Origin of the sequence: Streptomyces sp. Pv4-95 (assembly GCF_045782725.1) — a bacterium.
In the GTDB taxonomy this organism is placed as follows: Bacteria; Actinomycetota; Actinomycetes; order Streptomycetales; family Streptomycetaceae; genus Streptomyces.
In genome coordinates this window covers 6153262-6174729 of sequence record NZ_CP127172.1, presented here as the reverse complement: position 1 = coordinate 6174729, position 21468 = coordinate 6153262, and the positions used below count along the sequence as shown (strand labels likewise).

The 21468-nt window shown below is 70.9% G+C and carries 19 protein-coding genes; 6 read left to right on the top strand and 13 right to left on the bottom strand.

Annotation, left to right across the window (positions count from 1 at the left end):
* Nucleotides 1-44: 44 nt before the first annotated feature.
* The 4 genes from QOM21_RS27010 (at nucleotide 45) to QOM21_RS26995 (ending at nucleotide 4536) form a co-directional block, all read left to right on the top strand.
* Nucleotides 45-890 (top strand): thioredoxin domain-containing protein, encoded by an 846-nt coding sequence (locus QOM21_RS27010; RefSeq protein ID WP_407553607.1) that lies wholly within the window; start codon nucleotides 45-47, stop codon nucleotides 888-890.
* 155 nt (nucleotides 891-1045) lie between these two features.
* Nucleotides 1046-1756 carry a hypothetical protein gene (locus tag QOM21_RS27005; RefSeq protein ID WP_407553606.1) on the top strand — a complete coding sequence of 237 codons (711 nt, stop codon included), beginning with the start codon at nucleotides 1046-1048 and terminating at the stop codon, nucleotides 1754-1756.
* 92 nt (nucleotides 1757-1848) lie between these two features.
* A complete protein-coding gene (locus QOM21_RS27000; protein WP_407553605.1) occupies nucleotides 1849-2778 on the top strand; it encodes a thioredoxin domain-containing protein in 930 nt (309 codons plus the stop codon).
* Nucleotides 2779-2892: 114 nt separating this feature from the next.
* Entirely contained in the window at nucleotides 2893-4536 is a 1644-nt protein-coding gene (locus tag QOM21_RS26995; RefSeq protein WP_407553604.1) for an alkaline phosphatase D family protein, read from the top strand.
* Nucleotides 4537-4579: 43 nt separating this feature from the next.
* Here the strand turns inward: QOM21_RS26995 and QOM21_RS26990 are convergent, their stop codons facing one another.
* Entirely contained in the window at nucleotides 4580-5191 is a 612-nt protein-coding gene (locus tag QOM21_RS26990; RefSeq protein WP_407553603.1) for a dienelactone hydrolase family protein, read from the bottom strand.
* A gap of 124 nt (nucleotides 5192-5315) precedes the next feature.
* Between QOM21_RS26990 and QOM21_RS26985 the strand changes: the two genes are divergently transcribed.
* Nucleotides 5316-6407: a mechanosensitive ion channel family protein gene (locus tag QOM21_RS26985; protein ID WP_407555838.1), complete on the top strand. Its 1092-nt coding sequence runs from the start codon at nucleotides 5316-5318 to the stop codon at nucleotides 6405-6407.
* A 39-nt stretch (nucleotides 6408-6446) separates the two neighbouring features.
* Here QOM21_RS26985 and QOM21_RS26980 read toward each other — a convergent pair whose 3' ends face one another.
* The 5 genes from QOM21_RS26980 to QOM21_RS26960 form a co-directional block, all read right to left on the bottom strand.
* Nucleotides 6447-8042, bottom strand: a complete 1596-nt coding sequence (locus QOM21_RS26980; RefSeq protein ID WP_407553602.1) for a Na+/H+ antiporter — start codon at nucleotides 8040-8042, stop codon at nucleotides 6447-6449.
* Between the two features lie 72 nt (nucleotides 8043-8114).
* Entirely contained in the window at nucleotides 8115-8600 is a 486-nt protein-coding gene (locus tag QOM21_RS26975; protein ID WP_407553601.1) for a GNAT family N-acetyltransferase, read from the bottom strand.
* Between the two features lie 16 nt (nucleotides 8601-8616).
* Nucleotides 8617-9558, bottom strand: a complete 942-nt coding sequence (locus QOM21_RS26970; RefSeq protein ID WP_407553600.1) for an RluA family pseudouridine synthase — start codon at nucleotides 9556-9558, stop codon at nucleotides 8617-8619.
* Nucleotides 9559-9656: 98 nt separating this feature from the next.
* Nucleotides 9657-10262 carry a signal peptidase II gene (gene lspA, locus QOM21_RS26965; protein WP_407553599.1) on the bottom strand — a complete coding sequence of 202 codons (606 nt, stop codon included), beginning with the start codon at nucleotides 10260-10262 and terminating at the stop codon, nucleotides 9657-9659.
* A 166-nt stretch (nucleotides 10263-10428) separates the two neighbouring features.
* Entirely contained in the window at nucleotides 10429-11307 is an 879-nt protein-coding gene (locus QOM21_RS26960) for a TraR/DksA family transcriptional regulator (protein ID WP_407553598.1), read from the bottom strand.
* 604 nt (nucleotides 11308-11911) lie between these two features.
* On the opposite strand from QOM21_RS26960, the gene ileS reads away from it, so the two are divergent.
* Nucleotides 11912-15049: an isoleucine--tRNA ligase gene (gene ileS, locus QOM21_RS26955; protein WP_407553597.1), complete on the top strand. Its 3138-nt coding sequence runs from the start codon at nucleotides 11912-11914 to the stop codon at nucleotides 15047-15049.
* A 300-nt stretch (nucleotides 15050-15349) separates the two neighbouring features.
* Here ileS and QOM21_RS26950 read toward each other — a convergent pair whose 3' ends face one another.
* The 7 genes from QOM21_RS26950 to QOM21_RS26920 all read right to left on the bottom strand — a co-directional run bounded on the left by QOM21_RS26950 (nucleotide 15350) and on the right by QOM21_RS26920 (nucleotide 21453).
* A complete protein-coding gene (locus QOM21_RS26950; protein ID WP_407553596.1) occupies nucleotides 15350-16471 on the bottom strand; it encodes a DivIVA domain-containing protein in 1122 nt (373 codons plus the stop codon).
* Between the two features lie 49 nt (nucleotides 16472-16520).
* The gene (locus QOM21_RS26945; protein WP_393892293.1) at nucleotides 16521-16814 is read right to left on the bottom strand and encodes a YggT family protein; all 294 of its coding nucleotides are present in this window, start codon (nucleotides 16812-16814) and stop codon (nucleotides 16521-16523) included.
* 67 nt (nucleotides 16815-16881) lie between these two features.
* Nucleotides 16882-17502, bottom strand: a complete 621-nt coding sequence (gene sepF / locus QOM21_RS26940; RefSeq protein WP_393892292.1) for a cell division protein SepF — start codon at nucleotides 17500-17502, stop codon at nucleotides 16882-16884.
* Between the two features lie 123 nt (nucleotides 17503-17625).
* Entirely contained in the window at nucleotides 17626-18396 is a 771-nt protein-coding gene (locus tag QOM21_RS26935; protein WP_407553595.1) for a YggS family pyridoxal phosphate-dependent enzyme, read from the bottom strand.
* Nucleotides 18348-19112, bottom strand: coding sequence for a peptidoglycan editing factor PgeF (gene pgeF, locus QOM21_RS26930; protein WP_407553594.1), 765 nt, complete (start codon nucleotides 19110-19112; stop codon nucleotides 18348-18350). Before pgeF ends, QOM21_RS26935 begins: the two co-directional genes overlap by 49 nt.
* Nucleotides 19113-19124: 12 nt before the next feature.
* Nucleotides 19125-20342, bottom strand: coding sequence for a cell division protein FtsZ (gene ftsZ, locus QOM21_RS26925; RefSeq protein WP_393892289.1), 1218 nt, complete (start codon nucleotides 20340-20342; stop codon nucleotides 19125-19127).
* A gap of 283 nt (nucleotides 20343-20625) precedes the next feature.
* Nucleotides 20626-21453 carry a cell division protein FtsQ/DivIB gene (locus QOM21_RS26920; RefSeq protein ID WP_407553593.1) on the bottom strand — a complete coding sequence of 276 codons (828 nt, stop codon included), beginning with the start codon at nucleotides 21451-21453 and terminating at the stop codon, nucleotides 20626-20628.
* Nucleotides 21454-21468: the final 15 nt, after the last annotated feature.

The following is a 21468-nucleotide window of genomic DNA, read 5'->3' as shown; positions in this document are numbered from 1 at the left end:
CAGCACGCACCCTTCCCCACGGACACCACGGAGCAGGAACAGCCATGAGCAACCGCAACAGCCAGGCCAACAAGCAGGCAGCCCGCGAGCGGCTGCGCGCCGAGCGCGAGCGGCAGAAGAAGCAGGAGCGGATGCGCCGCCAGCTGATCGTCGGCGGTGCGATCGTCGCGGTGCTCGCGGTCGCCGGCGGTATCGGCGTGGCGGTCGCCAATCTGGGCGGCGACGACAGCGGCGCCGGCGGCGGCGACGCCTGGGCGAAGGCCGCGAAGGCCAAGCTCGTCAAGCCCGCGAACACCACCGGCGCCGAGGGCACCACCGTCGTCATCGGCAAGCCGGACGCCAAGAACACCCTGGAACTCTTCGAGGACGCGCGCTGCCCCGGCTGCGCCAACTTCGAGCAGAACGTCGGCGAGACGGTCCAGAAGGACATCAAGGACGGCAAGTACAAGGCGTCCTTCCACCTCGGTACGTTCCTCGACGGCAACCTCAAGGGCACCGGCTCCAAGAACGCGCTCAGCGCGATGGGCGCCGCACTGAACGTCGGCCCGGACGCCTTCCTGAAGTACAAGGAGGCGCTGTTCTCCAAGGAGTTCCACCCCGAGGAGACCGGGCCGGACAAGTTCGCCGACGACAGCTACCTGATCAAGGTCGCCGACACGGTCCCCGAGCTCAAGGGCAATGCGGCCTTCCAGAAGGCGGTCAAGGCCGGCACCTACGACCGGTGGGCGCTGGAGATGTCCGACGCCTTCAACTCGGTCAAGGACGTCACGAGCACGCCGACCATCAAGCTCAACAACACCGTGCTGGGCACGGACAGCGGACAGGGCAAGGTCGCCCCGTCCACCGTGGGCGCCTTCAACTCCATGGTCGACAAGGGCCTCAAGTCCTGACCGGGTGACGTCCCGCCCGTGCCGCCCCGGGCGGACACGGGCACGGCACCCGCCACGGGACACACCGCGAACCCACGGCCGGCGCGCGGCTCCGCGCGCCGGCCGATGCCAAATCTTGACCCGGCCTCCTGCCGTGCCCATGGCAGACTCCCGGCATGCAGGGGACGGGAGTTGGCCCGGACGCCCGACCGGCGGCCGGCGTGGACGGGCAGTTGAGGGCGGTGCGGGCGGCGCTCTTCACCGCCCTGTGCGTCACTCTCTCCGCGGCCTCCCATGTCCTGCTCTCCCGGGAACCGCTGCCCCCGGTGACGGTCGTCGCGCTCTGCGCCGGGATCTTCGCCGCGGCGTACGCACTGACCGGCCGGCCACGCGGCTACGGCCCGATCGCCGCGCTCCTGCTGCCGCTGGAACTGGCCGCCGACACCGCCTTCACCGCCGGACAGCACACCTGTTACGGCCAGGCCGGCGGCCCGCTCACCGGGCCGCTGCGCTCCGTCGGCGTCGACCTGCTGTGCCGGGGCGGGGAATGGGGCACCCCTCTGGCCCGGGTCGCGGCCCACCCTGACGGCCCGCTGCCACCGGTCTCCCCCGGGGCGGCGCCGTGGCTGCTGCTCGGCGCCCATCTGGCGGTCGGCCTGCTGGCCGCCGCCTGGCTGCACCGCGGGGACGCCGCGCTGGACGACCTGCTGCGCGCGGTGGCGGCCTTCGCCTTCGGGCCCCTGCTGGCCGCGGCCACGTTCGCCGACGCCGCGCTCACGCCCCTCCGCCGTCGCATCCGGCCGCCGCACCCGGGAATCCCGGCGCGCCCGCTCCCCCTCCTCGGCCACTGCGTACTGCGGCGCGGCCCGCCCCACGCCACGGCCTGACGGCGGCGACGGCGCTCCCCGCCGTCCGCCGTCCGCGCACGTCGCACAGCCATCCAGTCAGCCGCAGCACCTGAGGGGACCGGGACACACCCATGAGCAACCGCAACAGCCAGAGCAACAAGTCGGCAGCCCGCGAACGGATCCGCGCCGAGCGCGAGCGCCAGAAGAAGAAGGACCGGCTGCGCCGCCAACTCGTCGTGGCCGGCGCGGTGGTCGGCGTTCTCGCGCTGGCCGGGGGCGTCGGCTATGCCGTCATGAAGGCCAACGAGCCCACCGGCTGGGAGGCCGCCAAGGAAGCCGAGCTCACCAAGCCGGCGCACACACAGGGCGAGAACGGCACCGAGATCCTGATAGGTGACAAGGGCGCCAAGGAGACCCTGGAGGTCTTCGAGGACATCCGCTGCCCGGCCTGCGCGGCGTTCGAGCAGAGCTCCGGCGAGGCGCTGCTCAAGGACGTCGAGGACGGCCGGTACAAGGTCCGCTTCACGATGTACTCGTTCATCGACGGCATGGCGAACGGCGAGGGTTCGAAGAACGCGCTCAGCGCGCTCGGCGCGGCGCTGGACGTCAGCCCCGAGGCGTTCTTGAAGTTCAAGGCGGCGCTGTACTCCACCAAGTACCACCCCGACGAGCGGGAGGACGTCTACGCCAAGGACGCCGAGCTGCTCAAGGTCGCCGGTGACGTGCCCGCGCTCAAGGGCAACAAGTCCTTCACGACGGCGGTCAAGAAGGGCACCTACGACCGCTGGGCGATGGAGATGACGGCCCTGTTCGGCCGCAAGGGCGTCAAGGGCACACCGACCTTCTTCCACGGCGACAAGAAGCTCGTGATGGCCGAGATCCCCCAGCAGCAGATGACGCAGGCGCAGTACAACCAGCTCGCCCTGGCCAACTTCAAGAAGATGATCGACAAGGAGTTCGGCCCGGCGAAGGGCGGCGGCGCCGGCGGCGACAAGGGCACGGACCAGGGCGGGGCGGGCGGCACCGGCAACGGTATCCGCGAAGGGGAGAAGACTCCGTAGGAAGCGCCTTCGCGGCGTGCGGTGAACGCCGTACGGGGAACGGGCGGGCGAATTCTCAGGAAGAGTAGTCAGTGCCCTCCCGGTCCCACCTACCGGCCAGTAAGGTGATCGGCCGTGACCGATCATGACCAGATCTCGCGCCGCACTGCCGTCACGGCCGTAGCCGCCACCGCCGCCCTGCTGCCGTTCGCCGCTGCCGCCCCCGCACGTGCCCAAGAGGCCCCGGAAGAGGACCGGTTCTTCCGGCACGGGGTGGCCTCGGGCGACCCGCTCCCGGACGGGGTCCTGCTGTGGACCCGCGTCACTCCGATACCCGAGGCCACCCCGGGCTCCGGCCGCGGGCCCGCCACCGAGGTGGGGTGGCAGGTGGCGACGGACCGGGAGTTCGGGACCGTCGTCGCCCGCGGCAGCGTGACCGCCTCGGTCGCCGCCGACCACACCGTCAAGGCGGACGTCCGCGGCCTGCGGCCCGCCACCGCCTACTACTACCGCTTCACCGTGGACGGGGAGCACTCCCCCGTCGGCCGCACCCGCACCGCTCCCGCCCACGACGCGGCGGCCGGCAACGTCCGCTTCGGCGTGGTCTCCTGCGCCAACTGGGAGTCCGGCTACTTCTCTCCCTACCGCCACCTGGCGGCCCGCAGCGACCTGGACGCGGTGCTGCACCTCGGCGACTACCTCTACGAGTACAAGTCCGGCGAGTACCCGGACTTCGCGTACGTCGTGCGCCCGCACTCCCCCGCCCACGAGCTGCTCACGCTCGCCGATTACCGCACCCGGCACGGCGTGCACAAGACCGACCCGGACGCACTGGCCATGCACGCCTCGCACCCGGTCATCGCCATCTGGGACGACCACGAGTTCGCCGACAACGCCTGGTCGGGCGGCGCGGTGAACCACACGCCGGACTCCGAGGGCGCCTGGAGCGCGCGGATGGCGGCGGCGAAGCAGGCCTACTTCGAGTGGATGCCGGTCCGCCCGTCCATCGCGGGCACCACCTACCGCAGGCTGCGCTTCGGCAACCTCGCCGATCTGCATCTGCTGGACCTGCGGTCGTTCCGCGACGAGCAGGCCACGCCCGGCAGCGGCGCGGTCGACGACCCCGGCCGCACGCTGACCGGCCGGGCCCAACTGGACTGGCTCAAGGCCGGGTTGGAGCGCTCCGACACCGCCTGGCGGCTGGTCGGCACGTCGGTGATGATCTCGCAGGTGGCGTTCGGGGCGCTGCCCGCGCATCTGCTCGGCCCGCTCGCCGAGATCCTCGGCCTGCCCAAGGAGGGCCTGGCCGTCAACACCGACCAGTGGGACGGCTACACCGACGACCGCCGCGAGCTGCTCGGCCACCTCAGCGACCGCGGCATCGACAACACCGTGTTCCTCACCGGCGACATCCACATGGCCTGGGCGAACGAGGTGCCGCTCAAGGCGGCCACCTACCCCGCCACCCGCCCGGTGGCGACGGAGTTCGTGGTCACCTCCGTCACCTCCGACAACGTGGACGACTTCCTGCACGTCGCCCCGCACACCGTCTCGCTCGTCGGGGTCGCCGCCCTCAAGGCCGCCAACCGCCATGTGAAGTGGCTGGACATGGACTCGCACGGCTACGGCGTCCTGGACGTCGACGCCCAGCGCACCCAGATGGACTATTTCGGCATCTCCGACAAGACGGACCCGAACGCCACCAGCGAACTGCTGCGCTCCTACCGCACGCGGTCCGGCACCCAGCTGCTGGAGCGGGCGGACCGGCCGGTGGGCTGACCCCGGCGGGCCCGTGAGCCGGGCCGGGGCCGCCGTGCCCGGCTCAGAGCACGGCGAGGAAGCCCAGCGCGACCTTCCAGGTGCTCTCCGCCGCCTCCGCGTCGTAATCCGGCAGTTCGGAGTCGGTGAAGAGGTGGCCGGCGCCGGCGTAACGGAAGACCTCGACGTCCGCGCCGGCCCGGCGCATCTGGAGGTACCAGGCGTTCAGCCAGTCATGCGGCTCGTACGGGTCGGGGTCGGCGACATGCAACTGCACCGGCAGGTCGTCGGCCTCGGCCCCCTCCGCGATGTCGGACGTACCGTGCAGAAGGAGCAGCCCGCGGGTCTTCTCGTCGCCCAGCGCGAGATTCTGCGCCACCGCGCCGCCGAAGGAGAAGCCGGCGTAGACCAGACCGCGCTCGGAGTAGGGCGCGGCGGCCGTGATGGCGCGCTTGAGCAGCTCCTCCTTGCCGATGTCGTCCTTGATGACGATGCCCTCCGGCACGGAGTCGGCGGTCCGCCCCTCGAACAGGTCCGGGACGATCACCTCATGTCCTGCGGCACGCAGCCGGTCGGCCGCCGCGTGCACCGCCGGCCGCAGCCCGCACACCGAATGAAACAGGACAATCGTCGAAGACCCGCTGGTCGAGGACTCGGCGGAGGCCGGCACAGACATCACTTCCCTGGAGTTGGATCGCACTGCCCCCATCGTGCCAGTTACGGTCGGCGGTACCGGGTACGAGCACATCACACGCGCCCGAAGCACCCGGGCATCACATCGAGGAGGGGATCCCGTGTCCTTGGAGGACGTGCTGCGCCCGATCGCCGTCGTCGGCGGGTCGATCGTGGTCACGCTCATCCTGGTCCGGCTCGCCGACCGGGCTCTGATCCGTATCGACAACGCACACCCGGAGACCCCGCTGTGGGGCCTGCTGCGGCGCTGCCGGATGCCGCTGCAAGTGGTGCTGTGCACGGCACTGTTGCGCGGCTCGTACGACGAGACGAAGCTCGAACTGGTCGAGGCGCACACCGCGGGAATCGGCCGGGCGCTGACCCTGGTGCTGATCGCGGCCACCGCCTGGCTCGCGGTCCGGGCCTCCGCGGCGATCGTCGAGTCGTCGTACTCGCGCTACGCCTCGGGCGCGCGGGACGCGGCACGGGTGCGCCGGGTCAGGACCCAGGTCACCTTGATCCAGCGGGTGGTGACCGCCGTGGTGATCGTGGTGGCGGCGGCCTCGATGCTGCTGACCTTCCCCGAGATGCAGGCGGTCGGCACGTCCGTGCTGGCGTCGGCGGGACTGCTGGGCATCGTCGCCGGTGTCGCCGCCCAGTCGACCCTGGGCAATCTCTTCGCCGGTCTGCAGATCGCCTTCGGCGACATGGTGCGGATCGGCGACACCGTCGTGGTAGACGGCGAGTGGGGCACCGTCGAGGAGATCACCCTCACGTTCCTGACCGTCCGCACCTGGGACGAGCGCCGGATCACCATGCCGGTGTCGTACTTCACCAGCAAGCCGTTCGAGAACTGGTCGCGCGGCGGCGCGCAGATGACCGGCACGGTCTTCTTCCACCTCGACCACACCGCGCCGATGGAGAAGATGCGCCAGCGGCTCCACGAGATCCTGCAGGACTGCCCGGACTGGGACGGCCGCTCCTGGAGCCTGGTGGTGACCGACAGCACGCCGACGACGATCGAGGTGCGTGCCCTGGTCACCGCCCGGGACGCGGACACCCTCTGGACGGTGCGCTGCCAGGTCCGCGAGCAGATGGTCGAGTGGCTGCAGGCCGAGCACGCCTACGCGCTGCCCCGGATCAGCACCACCACCGCGCCGGACGGGCGCGCCCCGGCCCGTCGGGACGAGGCGCCGGACCTGCGCAAGCCGGGCGACTGACAGCCCGGGCACCGCCGTCACCGCCGTTGCAGCCGGCCGTCACGGCGTCCCGCGGAGGCTGCGCATGTCCAGATGCCGCAGCACCCGGTCCACGACCTCCGGGTCCGCGCCGGGCTCGCTGCGGGCGGAGAGCACCTCGTGCCGGGCCGCGGAGAGCATCTCGCCCTGGATGCGCTGCACCTTCTTCATGCGGGTGATGCGCTTCTCGAAGTGCTCGCGCCGCTCGTCGTCGACGATGTCCGGCGCGATGCGGGCACCGATGTCATGGGCACGGCGCGCCAGTTGGTCCCTGATCTCCTCGGGCAGCTCCTCGACCTCCAGGATCTCCTTCAGACGCCGCTTGGACGCCTTGATCACCCGGACCGCCAGCTCCCGCTCCAGGGCGTCCTCCGCCTCGGAGTCGGCACGCACCCGCAGCCTGCGGACCAGCCAGGGCAGCGTCAGGCCCTGCACGACGAGCGTGGTGAGCACCACCGCGAAGGCGATGAAGAGGATCTCGTCACGGGCGGGGAAGTCCCCGCCCCCGTCGATGGTGTACGGAATGGCCAGGGCCAGCGCGACCGAGGCGACCCCGCGCATACCGGACCACCACATGATGAGGGTCTCCCGCCAGCTCATCGGGATGTCCTCGTCGTAGTCGCGGCGCTTGTGCATCCGCTTGGCCAGCCAGGCGGCGGGCAGCAGCCACAGCAGGCGGACGGCGACGACCACCCCGACGACGGCGGCGCCGGCGCCGAGCATCTCACCCCACCGGCCGGAGGCGGTGCCGAAGATGTTGTGCAGCTCCAGCCCGATCAGGCCGAAGGCGACGCCGGTGACGAGCGTGTCGACGACCTCCCAGAAGGTGTATCCGGCGAGCCGGCCCATCACGTCGTCGGCGTCCACGGCGTACTCGGCGAGGAAGAGCGCGGTGGTCAGCACCGCCAGCACGCCGGATCCGTGGAACTCCTCGGCCATGACGTAGGCGACGAACGGCAGCAGCAGGGTCAGGCCGATCTGCAGCGTCGGATCGTCGAGCAGCCCCATCAGCTTGTTGGCGACCCAGCCGATCACCAGACCGACCGCTATGGCGACCACGGCGGACAGCACCAGCGACCCCAGCGCGGCGGGCAGGGAGAAGGATCCGCTGACCGCCGCGGCCAGCGCGACGTGGTAGAGGACGATCGCGGTGACGTCGTTGAACAGCCCCTCGCCCTCCAGGATCGACACCATGCGGCGGGGCAGCCCGAGCCGGCCGGCGACGGCGGTCGCGGCGACCGGGTCCGGCGGCGCGACCAGCGCACCGAGCACCACGGCCGCGGCCAGCGGCAGACCGGGCACCACGGCCTGCGCGACCGCGGCGACGGCGGCCGTGGTGGCGAAGACCAGGGCGACGGCGAGCAGGAAGATCGGCCGGAGGTTCGCGGTGAACTGCCGCCAAGAGGTGCGCTGCACCGCGGCGTAGAGCAGCGGCGGCAGCACCAGCGGCAGGATGAACTCGGGCGGCACCTCGACGTTGGGCACGAACGGCAGCAGCGCCAGGACGGCCCCGCCGAGGGTCATCAGCACCGGCGGGGGCATCCCCAGCCGGTTGCCGACCGGAACCATGACCACGGCCCCGAGAAGAAGTACGAACAGCAGAGCCAGCTGGTCCACGGTGGCTACGCTCCGGGGTCGGTTTCGATCACTTTCCGCCCCAAGCCTGCCACGACGCGATCCGTTGCCCGCTCAGCCGGACCGCAGCCGCCTGCGCATCGCGCGATGGGCGATCCCGCTGCCCTCGTCGAACTCGGGGCCGTAGGCGGTGTATCCGAGCCGCTCGTAGAACCCGAGGGCGTGGCTCTGGGCCTGGAGATAGACCTCGGCCAGGTCCCGGCGCAGCGCCTCGGCCTCGACCGCGCGCACCAGGGCCGCGCCGAGGCCGGTGCCGCGGGCGGCCGCGCCGACGGCGAGCCGGCCGAGCACCGCGGTCAGGTCGTCGTCGATGCCGAAGGTCTCGTACTTCTTCCGCGCGGCCGGGCCGTACAGGAAGCGGGCCGTGCCGACCGGCCGCCCGTCGGGCGCGGTGGCGAGCAGATGGACGGCGTAGGCGTCGTAGGCGTCCATCTCGATCTCCAGCGGGACGCCCTGCTCGCCGACGAAGACCTCACGGCGGACGGCGTGGCAGCCCGCCAGGTCGCCGTCCGCGACGACCTCGATGGCATACCCGTTCATACGCTGCCGCCCCGCCTCACGCGCTCTCGTCGCGGACCGTGTCCAGGGCGCGCTGCAGGTCCTCGGGGTAGGCGCTCTCGAACTCGACCCACCGGCCGTCGGAGGGGTGCTCGAAGCCCAGCCGCATGGCGTGCAGCCACTGACGGGTGAGGCCGAGCCGCTTGCCGAGCGTCGGGTCGGCGCCGTAGGTGAGGTCGCCGACGCAGGGGTGGCGGTGGGCGGACATGTGCACCCGGATCTGGTGGGTGCGCCCGGTCTCCAGCTTGATGTCGAGCAGGCTGGCCGCCCGGAACGCCTCGATGAGGTCGTAGTGCGTCACCGAGGGCTTGCCCTCGGCCGTCACCGCCCACTTGTAGTCGTGCTGCGGGTGCCGGCCGATGGGGGCGTCGATGGTGCCGCTCATCGGGTCGGGGTGGCCCTGTACGAGGGCGTGGTAGCGCTTGTCGACCGTGCGCTCACGGAACTGCTGCTTGAGCAGGGTGTAGGCGCGCTCGGACTTGGCGACGACCATCAGCCCGGAGGTGCCGACGTCGAGGCGGTGCACGATGCCCTGCCGCTCGGCGGCGCCGGAGGTGGAGATGCGGTAGCCGGCGGCGGCGAGGCCGCCGATGACGGTGGTGCCGCTCCAGCCGGGGCTGGGGTGCGCGGCGACGCCGACAGGCTTGACGATCACGACGATGTCGTCGTCGTCATGCACGATCTCCATGCCCTCGACGGGCTCGGCGACGATCTCCACCGGCGGCGCGGCCCGGGGCATCTCGACTTCCAGCCAGGCCCCGCCGTGGACCCGCTCGGACTTCATCACCTCGGATCCGTCGACCCGGACCTTTCCGGCCGCGGCGAGCTCGGCCGCCTTCGTACGGGAAAAGCCGAACATGCGGGCCAGCGCGGCGTCGACGCGCTCGCCCTCCAGGCCGTCCGGTACGGGCAGGGTGCGGATCTCGGGAATGGTGCTCACCCCACGAGTATGGCAGTCCCGCCACGGTCCCCTGCCCGGCGGCGGTCCCCCGCCCCGCGGCCGGGCCCACAGGGCCTGCGGGGCGGGCCACGGGCCCCTCAGTCCTTGTGGACCGTGCCGTCCGGGTCCAGGCCGCGGAAGGACAGGATGACGATCAGGATGCCGCCGCAGACGATCGCGGAGTCGGCGAGGTTGAAGACCGCGAAGTGCGCCGGGGCGATGAAGTCGACCACCGCGCCCTCGAAGACGCCGGGCGAGCGGAAGATCCGGTCGGTGAGGTTGCCGAAGGCACCGCCGAGCAGCAGCCCCAGGGCGATGCCCCAGGGCAGGCTGTAGAGCTTGCGCGCGATCCGCGCGATCACCAGGATCACGGCCGCCGCGATGATCGTCAGGAAGATCGTCAGGGCCTCGCCCAGGCCGAACGCGGCGCCGCGATTGCGGATCACCTCGAACTGCAGCAGCGTCCCGACGACCTCGATGGGGGCGTGGTGCTCCAGCTTCGCCACCACCAGGAGCTTGCTGCCGAGGTCCAGCAGATAGACCACGGCGGCCACGACCAGCAGCGCGACGATCCGCCGCTTGCCCCGGCCCGCGCCCTGCTCCGGCTCCACCGCCGGCTCTCCCCCTTCGGATCCCGCAGCGGGATCCGCTCCGGAACCCGGCTCGGATTCCGGCGTACCGGTGATGCGCTCCGCCTCTGCCACGTGTGAGTCCCTCAGCCCGTTCGAATCCGCGGCCAGGCCACGCCTGGCTGAGAGCCTGTCGCGGAGCCCCGGCCGGGGCCACGACAGGCTCTGCGCACGAGGGTACGGCACACCCGTACGGTCGCGGGGGCGGTCCCGGTCCGCCCCCGCGACCGATCCGCCGACGTCAGCCGCGCCGCTCCTGCTTCTGCTTGCACTCCACGCACAGCGTCGCCCGGGGGAACGCCTGCATCCGCGCCTTGCCGATCGGCTTGCCGCAGTTCTCGCAGAGGCCGTAGGTGCCCGCGTCGAGCCGGCCCAGCGCCCGCTCGGTCTGCGACAGCATCTCCCGGGCGTTGGAGGCCAGCGACAGCTCGTGCTCGCGGGTGATGTTCTTGCTGCCGGTGTCCGCCTCGTCGTCGCCGGCTCCGTCTCCGGAGTCCCGCATCAGCCCGGCGATGGCGTCCTCGGACGCGGTGATCTCGCTCCGCAGCCGCTCCACCTCACCCATCAGCGAGGACCGGGCCTCCGCGACCTCCTGCGGGGTCCAGGGGTCCTCGCCGGGCCGTACGGCGAGTTCGTCCGGCGCCGCGGCCTTGCGGGCCTTGGGCACCGCGGAGTCCTGGTCGTGTGCCCCGGCGTGCACCGCCGCGGTCTTCTTCCCCACCACCGTCTTGGCTCCCGTCTTCTTCGCGGGCTCCGCGGCCCTTTTGACCGCGGTCGTCTCTGCGGCCGTCACATCGGCGGCCCTCGTCTCCGTGGCCGCCGCGGTGCCGGCGGCATGCGTGGCGACCTTCTTGGCCGGGGCTTTCTCGGCCGGGGCTTTCTTCGCCGTCTTCTTCGCCGTGGTCTTCTTGGCCGCGGTCTTCTTCGCCGCCGTCTTCTTCGCGGCCGTCTTCTTCGCGGCCGTCTTCTTCGCCGCGGCCTTCTTGGGCGCGGTCTTCCCGGGCGCGGCCTTCTCCGCCGCTTCCGGGGTCGGCGCGTGCTGCTCGGGCTCGGGCTGCTTCGCGACGGCCTCGCCGGCAGGCGCCGTGCTCTTCTCCGCGGCGGTCTTCTTCGCCACCATGGCCGCGACCCCTTCACATATGTGATCTTGTTCGCGAATCGTGACGGGAACGATAAATCGCCGCAGGGCCTGCGGCAACGGGACGCACCGCCGGGCATGCGCGGCCGCACCGCCCGGAACTCCGGTGTGTCCCGGTTGTGCCCCTCTCCGCAGCCCCTAATCCGCCTGGTGAGCCCGCGACCGGGCGCGGGCACGACGACGGGAGCACCCGACCCGCCCACTGCGGCACCCGGCCTATCGCCATTCGGGTCACGTACGGCGCGCGCTGCGCCGGTCCGTCCCCGCGGGCAGCGGAAAACCGGTCGGCCGCTGTCGCCGCGGGCCCGTACACTGGCCCCAGCGAGAGGCATTGATGGGACGAGTAGCGTCGTACGCAGCCAGGAGCGACCCGGGGACGGTGCGAGCCCGGGGGCGTGCGCGACGCGAAGATCAGCCCGGAGCCGCCGGAAGAAAGCCCGCAGTGTCCCAGGGCGAGTAGAACCGGCAGCGCGACCCCAATGAGGGGGCGGTGCGCAAGCGCCGCCAAGGAGGGTGGTACCGCGGGAGCACGCTCTCGTCCCTCCGGACGGAGAACGCAGCAGGTGTCCGCCGGAGGAAACCCCCGATGAGTCCGCAGCCCCAGTACCGCCAGGTGCCCGCCCAGGTAGACCTCCCCGCCCTTGAGCACGCCGTGCTCGAGTTCTGGCAGGAGCAGAAGGTCTTCGCCCGTACCCTCCAGCAGTCCGAGGGACGGCCCGAGTGGGTCTTCTACGAAGGTCCCCCGACCGCCAACGGCATGCCCGGCGCCCACCACATCGAGGCGCGCGTCTTCAAGGACGTCTTCCCCCGGTTCCGCACGATGCAGGGCTACCACGTCGGCCGCAAGGCCGGCTGGGACTGCCACGGCCTCCCGGTCGAGCTCGCCGTGGAGAAGGAGCTGGGCTTCAACGGCAAGCAGGACATCGAGGCGTACGGCATCGCCGAGTTCAACGACAAGTGCCGTGAGTCGGTGACCCGCCACACCGACGCCTTCGCCGCGCTCACGACCCGCATGGGCTACTGGACCGACCTCGACGACCCGTACCGCACCATGGACCCCGACTACATCGAGTCGGTGTGGTGGTCGCTCAAGGAGATCTTCGACAAGGGCCTGCTGGTCCAGGACCACCGCGTCGCCCCGTGGTGCCCCCGCTGCGGCACCGGCCTGTCCGACCACGAGCTGGCGCAGGGCTACGAGACGGTCGTCGACCCCTCGGTCTTCGTCCGGCTCCCGCTGACCTCCGGGCCGCTGGCCGGCGAGGCCGCCCTGCTGATCTGGACGACGACGCCCTGGACCCTGGTGTCCAACACCGCCGTCGCCGCCCACCCCGACGTCACCTACGTCGTCGCCACCGACGGCACCGAGAAGCTGGTCGTCGCCGAGCCGCTGCTGGAGAAGGCCCTCGGCGAGGGCTGGACCGCCACCGGTCAGTCGTTCACCGGCCGCGAGATGGAGCGCTGGAGCTACCGCCGCCCCTTCGCCCTCGTCGAGCTCGACGGCGCCAACATCGTCGTCAACGCCGAGTACGTCACCACCGAGGACGGCACCGGCCTCGTCCACCAGGCCCCCGCCTTCGGTGAGGACGACCTCAAGACCTGCAAGGCGTACGACCTGCCGGTGATCAACCCGGTCCGCCCGGACGGCACCTTCGAGGAGGACCTCGACCTCGTCGGCGGCCAGTTCTTCAAGAAGGCCGACGAGGCCCTGGTCGCCGACCTGCAGGCCCGCGGCCTGCTCTTCCGGCACCTGGCCTACGAGCACAGCTACCCGCACTGCTGGCGCTGCCACACCGCGCTGCTGTACTACGCCCAGCCGTCCTGGTACATCCGCACCACCGCGGTCAAGGACGCCCTCCTGCGGGAGAACGAGAACACCAACTGGTACCCGGACTCCGTCAAGCACGGCCGGTTCGGCGACTGGCTCAACAACAACATCGACTGGGCCCTCTCCCGCAACCGCTACTGGGGCACCCCGCTGCCCATCTGGCGCTGCGCGGAGGACCACCTCACCTGCGTCGGCTCGCTCGCCGAGCTGACCGAGCTGACCGGCACCGACCAGTCCGGCCTCGACCCGCACCGCCCGTTCATCGACGACATCACCTTCGCCTGCCCGACCTGCCAGGAGACCGCCACCCGCGTCCCGGAGGTCATCGACGCCTGGTACGACTCCGGTTCGATGCCGTTCGCGCAGTGGGGCTACCCGCACCGCAACAAGGAGCTCTTCGAGAAGCGCTATCCGGCGCAGTTCATCTCGGAGGCCATCGACCAGACCCGCGGCTGGTTCTACACGCTGATGGCGGTCGGCACCCTCGTCTTCGACAAGTCGAGCTACGAGAACGTCGTCTGCCTGGGCCACATCCTCGCCGAGGACGGCCGGAAGATGTCCAAGCACCTGGGCAACACCCTCCAGCCGATCCCGCTGATGGACCAGCACGGCGCCGACGCCGTCCGGTGGTTCATGGCCGCCGGCGGTTCGCCCTGGGCCGCCCGCCGGGTGGGCCACGGCACCATCCAGGAGGTCGTCCGCAAGACGCTGCTGACCTACTGGAACACCGTGGCCTTCCAGGCGCTGTACGCCCGCACCACCGGCTGGGCGCCGTCCGCCGCCGACCCGGCCCCCGCCGACCGCCCGCTGCTGGACCGCTGGCTGCTCGGCGAGCTCAACACCCTGGTCGAGCAGGTCACCGAGTCCCTGGAGGCCTACGACACCCAGCGGGCCGGCAAGGTGCTCTCCGCCTTCGTCGACGACCTGTCCAACTGGTACGTCCGCCGCTCGCGCCGGCGGTTCTGGCAGGGCGACGCCGCCGCGCTGCGCACCCTGCACGAAGTCATCGAGACCGTCACCCGGCTGATGGCCCCGCTCACGCCGTTCATCACCGAGCGGGTCTGGCAGGACCTGATCGTCCCGGTCACCCCGGACGCCCCGGACTCCGTCCACCTCTCCGACTGGCCGGTCGCCGACCAGGACCGCATCGACCCGACGCTGTCGGCCCGGATGGCGCTGGTGCGCCGCCTGGTCGAGCTGGGCCGCGCCACCCGCGCCGAGTCCGGGGTGAAGACCCGCCAGCCGCTGTCCCGGGCGCTGGTCGGCGCCACCGGCTTCGCGGACCTCACCGAGGACCTGCGCGCGCAGATCGCGGAGGAGCTCAACGTCAGCTCGCTGGCCTCGCTCTCCGACGTGGGCGGCTCGCTGGTCGACACCACCGCCAAGGCCAACTTCCGTGCCCTGGGCAAGCGGTTCGGCAAGGGCGTCCAGGCGGTCGCCAAGGCCGTCGCCGAGGCGGACGCCGCGGCCCTGTCGCTGGCGCTGCGCAACGGCACCGCGAGCGTCGAGGTCGACGGCGAGACCGTGGCGCTGGCCCCCGACGAGGTCATCATCACCGAGACCCCGCGCGAGGGCTGGTCGGTGGCCTCCGACTCCGGAGCCACGGTCGCCCTGGACCTGGAGATCACCCCGGAGCTGCGCCGGGCCGGCCTGGCCCGCGACGCCATCCGGCTGATCCAGGAGGCCCGCAAGAACAGCGGGTTGGACGTCGCCGACCGGATCGCGCTGCGCTGGCAGTCCACCGACGCCGACGTGCGCACCGCGCTGGCCGACCACGCCGGACTGATCTCCGACGAGGTGCTCGCCACCGACTTCGCCGAGGGCGAGGCCGCGGACGGCTACGGCGAACCGTTCACGGACGAGAGCCTGTCCCTCACCTTCCTGCTGCGCAAGGCCTGAGCGACCACCGCGGCACCCGCCGCACCGAGCCCCCCGGCGCACCCGCGCCGGGGGGCTTTCTCATGGCGGGGACTCGCTTGGCGGGACGCTCGTATCGAGACTCCCGTACCGGGGGCCGTGGACGCCGGGCATCGCTCGCGGGGCCGCAGCCACGCCACGCCCGACACCGCCCCAACGCCGTACCCAAAACACCCGAACCGTAAGAAAGCTGCCAACCGGGACACAAAGGCAAAAGGGCCGGGCCCCGAGGGAAATCTCCCTCGGGGCCCGGCCCTTGCCGACTGGGCGCCTACACGGGCGTCAGTTGTCGTCCTCGTCGATGAGGAAGCCACGCATCGGCGACGGTGCCTGCTGCATCGGCTGCGGGCCCTGGGGCCGCACCGGCGCCATCGGCTGGGTCATCGCCGGCGACATCTGCTGCTGGCCGCCGTAGGACGGACCACCGTTGGAGGGGCCGCCGTGGCCGCCCATCGACTGACCGCCACCCATGGTGTGGTTGCCGCCCATGGTGCCCGCACCGGCCGACGCCATCGAGGGCGACGGCGGCAGCGAGGCGGCCGCGGGCGTCCGCGGCGGGGCCAGCGAGTCGTCGGCCTGGTTCTCCAGCTGGCGCAGCTGGCTCTCCAGGTAGGACTTCAGCCGCGTGCGGTACTCGCGCTCGAAGCCGCGCAGATCCTCGACCTTGCGCTCCAGGGTGGCGCGGGCCGACTCCAGCGAACCCATCGCCACGCGGTGCTTCTCCTGCGCGTCCCGCTCCAGCGCGTCGGCCTTGGCGCGGGCGTCCCGCTCCAGGCCCTCGGCGCGGCTGCGCGCCTCGCCGACGATCTTGTTGGCCTCGGAACGGGCCTCCGCGATTGCCTGGTCGGCGGTCTGCTGTGCCAGCGACAGAACGCGCGCGGCGCTGTCGCCGCCGGGGCCACCCTGCTGCTGTTGCTGCTGCTGCGCCTGCTGCAGCTGCTGCTGCGGACCACCGGGGCCGCCCATCGGGCCACCCAGCGGGCCGCCGGGGCCCATGGGACCGGGGCCGTGCGGACCCTGCGGTCCGTGACCGCCGGGGCCGGGAGGCAGCTGCGGTGCACCACCGGGCAGTTGGGGAGGGCCACCCATCCCCTGCTGCTGCTGCGGCGGGACCGGCTGCGGGCCCGATATGGCAGCGGGCACCGGTGCACCCGGTCGCTGCTGTTGCTGCTGCTGGTCCTGCTGGTCCGGACCCTTGCGCATGCCCTGCTGCTGCTGGTTCTGCGCGGCAGCGCGCGTGGCAGCGGCAAGTTTGGCGCGCAGGTCCTCGTTCTCCCGCAGAAGACGGGTCAGTTCGGCTTCGACCTCATCGAGGAAGGCATCGACCTCGTCCTCGTCATAGCCTTCTCGGAGGCGGACGGTCGTGAACTGCTTGTTCCGCACGTCCTCGGGGGTCAACGGCATCTCTACTTCACCTCAACGTAGTCGTCGGCAATCGGCAAGACCGTCTCGTTCACACCAACAACACCGACCTCACGACGGTGATCAAGATGTAGACGATGATCATCAGTACGAAGAAGGACAGGTCGAGCGCCACGCCCCCGAGACGCAGCGGCGGAATGACCCGCCGCAGAAGCTTGAGTGGCGGATCAGTGACAGTGTAGGTGGCCTCAAGAACGACCACCATCGCCTTACCGGGTTGCCATGAACGGGCGAACTGGAACACATAGTCCATCACCAACCGGAAGATCAACACGATCAGGAAGCAGTACAGCGCGATATAGATCACCTGACCAGCGACACTCATCTTCGCGCGTCCCTCTCCCCTTGCTCCGTGTCGGACCTCGCGGCCCTGGTGTGCCCGGTGTTGCGTCTCAGCTCTGGTTGAAGAACCCGCCCTCTGCGATACGGGCCTTGTCCTCCGCCGTGACGTCGACGTTAGCAGGCGACAACAGGAACACCTTCTGCGTCACCCGTTCAATGCTGCCGTGCAGACCGAAGACCAGACCGGCCGCAAAGTCGACAAGTCGCTTCGCGTCGGTGTCATCCATCTCCGTGAGATTCATGATCACCGGAGTGCCCTCACGGAAGTGTTCCCCGATGGTACGGGCTTCGTTGTACGTCCGGGGGTGCAGCGTGGTGATGCGGTAGGGCTCCCGCTCGGACACAACCTTGGGCATGATCACCGGGGCGTTCTTCTCCAAATTCGGGCGTTCGGGTGTGATGGATGCCACGGGGGCGATTCGCGCGGGTCGTCCGTTTTCCGTGGCGAGAGGGGCTGGTTCACGCTGCGCCGGAGGCTGGACAGCTCGGACTGGTTCGTCCCGTTCCGGGCGCGTTTCAGCGGGTACTTGGTGCTGTGGGCGCCGCCCCCGATCCGGCTCCGGGTCAAGCTCGGGCTCGAACTCGTCGTCGGGGTCGAAACCCCGGCCGTCGTACCCATCGTCCTCCACGAGGCCGAGGTAGACCGCCATCTTGCGCATCGCGCCGGCCATTCTCTGCGTCCTCCGCTCTGTGGTGGATCGGCTCCGTCAGCAGGTGCCTTGGATCCACTCGGTCTGCCCGCTTTTTGCGGAAATGACCATATTTTGTGCTGTGGTCCGACTTGCTTGGCGACGTTACCCGAGCCGTGGTCGGACTCCGAGTACCGCAGTGCCGACGCGCACATGTGTCGCCCCGGCCGCCACCGCGTCCTCGAGGTCCGAGCTCATACCTGCTGACACCATGTTGGCAGCAGGATGGGTTGCGCGCAGGTCGGATGAGATTTCCATCAATCGCTCGAAAGCGGCGAGTTGGCGCCCCGCGTAGGGCCCGGCCAGCGGCGCGACGGTCATCACTCCGTCCAGCCGCAGACCTTGGGCCCCGGCGATCACCTCGGCGAGCGCCTCGACGCCCTCCGGTGCGACCCCTCCGCGGTCCCCCCTGGCGACCCCCGGCTCCGCGTCGAGGGCCACCTGGATCAGGCAGCCCAACTCACGCCCGGAGCGAACGGCTTCCTTGGACAGCGCGGTGGCGAGCTTGGCGCGGTCGACCGACTGCACCACTCCCGCGTACCCGGCGACCGACCGCACCTTGTTGGTCTGCAATTGACCGACGAAGTGCCAAGTAAGGGACAGATCGGCACATTCATCGGCCTTGGGTGCCGCATCCTGATCGCGGTTTTCCGCGACATGCCGCACCCCCAGCTCCGCGAGCAGCCGGACATCGCTCGCGGGGTAGGTCTTGGTGACCACGATCAGCGTGACGTCGTCCCGAGGGCGGCCGGCCTTGGCGCAGGCGGTGGAGATACGGTCCTGCACCCGCGCGAGGTTCCCGGCCAGTTGCGTCTTGCGGTCCTCGGTCACAGCTCGGCCTCCCCCGTGCCCCGGCCGGGAGTCTCCCCGAGCCATACATAACTCGCGAGCCGCCCCGTGGTGCGGTCGCGCCGATAAGAGAAATGATCCGCCGATTCCCGCGTACACATGTGGGAATCCTCACGAACCGGTACACCTGCGGCGGCGAGTTGGGCCCGCACTCCCGCGGTGACGTCGACCGCCGGGGTTCCCCAGCTGGTCGTCGACCGCGCCTGCGGCACGACCGCGGCGACCTCGTCCCGCATGTCCGCGGGGACCTCGTAGCAGCGTCCGCAGATCGCGGGCCCGGTGAAGGCGATGATCCGGGCCGGTTCCGCGCCGAGTTCGGTCATCGCCTCGACCGCGGCCGGCACGACGCCGGCGACCAGTCCCGGACGTCCGGCGTGTGCGGCCCCGGTGATCCCGGCGACCGGGTCGGCGAGCAGAACGGGAGTGCAGTCCGCGGTCAGAACGGCGAGCGCCAGGCCCCGACGCGCGGTCACCACCGCGTCCACACAAGGGATGTCCGCCATGCGCCACGGACCGTCGACCACCGCGACGTCCCGGCCGTGGACCTGCTGCATCCAGACCACCGCGGCCGGGTCGAGCCCGAGGTCCTTGGCTGCGAGTTCGCGGTTGGCCCCCACCGACCGCGGGTCGTCGCCGACCGCGCCGCCCAGATTGAGCTGGTCATACGGAGCGGCGCTCACCCCGCCCCACCTGTCGGTGAAGGCGAAGTGCGCGCCGCTCTCGTGGTGCTGTTGCCCTATCACGTGGTTCTTCGGTTACTTCAGGAAGTCCGGGACGTCCAGTTCCTCGGCGGCGGTGTCCGAGTACGGACGGGCCGGGGGAACCTGCGGAGCGTTGGCCGGGGGCGTCGGCACCTCGCCCAGCGGGGAGGAGGACTCGGCCGGAACCGGCTCCTCGTCCCGTACGGGCACCGCACCGAGTCCGCCGAAGGACGACGAACGCGGCTCGGCCGGAGCGGCCGGACGGCTGGGGGCCGGCGCGGGCTCCTCGCGCTTGGCGGCCGCCGAGTCACGCCGGGCCGGCGGCTGGCCGCCGTCGAAGCCCGCGGCGATGACCGTCACCCGGACCTCGTCGCCGAGCGCGTCGTCGATGACCGCGCCGAAGATGATGTTCGCCTCGGGGTGGGCCGCCTCGCTGACCAGCTGCGCGGCCTCGTTGATCTCGAAGAGACCGAGGTCGGAGCCACCGGAGATGGAGAGCAGCACCCCGCGGGCGCCGTCGATGGACGCCTCCAGGAGCGGCGAGGAGATCGCCATCTCCGCGGCGGCCACCGCGCGGTCGTCGCCGCGCGCCGAACCGATGCCCATGAGCGCCGAGCCGGCCTCGGACATCACGGACTTGACGTCGGCGAAGTCGAGGTTGATCAGGCCCGGGGTGGTGATCAGATCGGTGATGCCCTGGACACCCGACAGCAGCACCTGGTCCGCCGACTTGAACGCGTCGAGCACGCTCACCTGGCGGTCCGAGATGGACAGCAGCCGGTCGTTGGGGATGACGATGAGGGTGTCGACCTCTTCGCGCAGCTGGGCGATGCCGTCCTCGGCCTGGTTGGCGCGGCGGCGGCCCTCGAAGGTGAAGGGCCGGGTGACCACACCGATCGTCAGGGCGCCCAGGGAGCGGGCGATGTTGGCGACGACGGGTGCGCCGCCGGTGCCGGTGCCGCCGCCCTCACCCGCGGTCACGAAGACCATGTCGGCCCCCTTGAGGACCTCCTCGATCTCCTCGCGGTGGTCCTCGGCCGCCTTGCGCCCCACATCCGGGTTGGCGCCCGCGCCGAGTCCGCGCGTCATTTCGCGGCCGACGTCGAGCTTGACGTCGGCGTCGCTCATCAGCAACGCCTGCGCATCGGTGTTGATCGCGATGAACTCGACGCCCTTGAGCCCGACCTCGATCATCCGGTTGATGGCGTTCACGCCACCGCCGCCGATGCCGACGACCTTGATGACTGCGAGGTAGTTCTGCGGTGCTGCCACGTCGAAGGCCTCTCGCCTCGAGTTACGTGTCGTCGCCGCACATTCCGTGTGGACGCCGACTGATGCCGAAGGGACGGTTCGTATCGCCGACCCGAACCCTAACGTTGAAGTTTAGGGTTACCCGTGCCTGTGTTCCTTGGTTCCATAGTCCCTTTGGAACGAGACACTAAGTCGACAAGGCGCGCGCGTTCAACGAACACGCCGAACCTCCCGTTTTTCTTTTCACCCTATGTGATCACCCATAGCCGTAGCCATCCAGGGTGCTGGCCTGCGGCTACGGACGTCAACTCCCTGATGCCGCAGGGGCACTGGGCACCGAGACGTCGAAGTGGCGCGCGTCACCCGCCGCTTTCAGCAGTGCGGTGAGCACCTTCGCCTTCCGGGCGCCCTGTTCGCCGCTCCCCCAGGCGACGGTGCGGCCCCCCGCGAGTTCGAGGGTGATGGAGTCATAGGACTGTACGCGGATCTGCCGTACGTCCTTGCGCACGGCCTCGGGCAGGTCCCGCGCGATGCCGACCGCGGCACGACGCAACCGGTCGATTCCGAACCGATGCAGACTCGGGGAGTCCGATGCGGCCATTTCCAGAAGCGGAACATGGCGTGGGGCCGTGCCCACGGTGGCGAAACGGACCCCTTCGGCGTCCACTTCGACAAACTTTCCGCCCGATCGCATCAGGAGTTCCGGCTTCCTTTCGGTCACTTTCAGACCGATGGTGTGCGGCAAGGATCGCACGACCGCGACCGTCCTGATGCGCGGCAGGCGCGCGCGCAGCCGGGCCGCCATCTCGTCGGCGTCCACGGAGACCAGCGGAGCGTTCATCGGGATGTCCGCCGCAGCGGTGACCTGATCGGCCGTCAGGACGGTGACGCCGGTGACCTTCACGCGCTGCACGCGAAGCCAGTTCGAGCCGTAGAGGGCCCAGGCGACGAACGCGCCGAGCAGCACCAGGAGGGCCAGAATGATCATCAGACCGCGCCGCCCCGGCGCGCGGAAGGGGCGGCGCGGCCACCGCGAACCGCGCGCCCCGGAAGGCTCCCCGGAGGAGGGCGGGCCGGACGGCGACTTCTTGCGGTCTCTCTCGCCGCGCCGGGCGGTCGTCGGTCCGGCCACGCTCCCTGCTCTCCT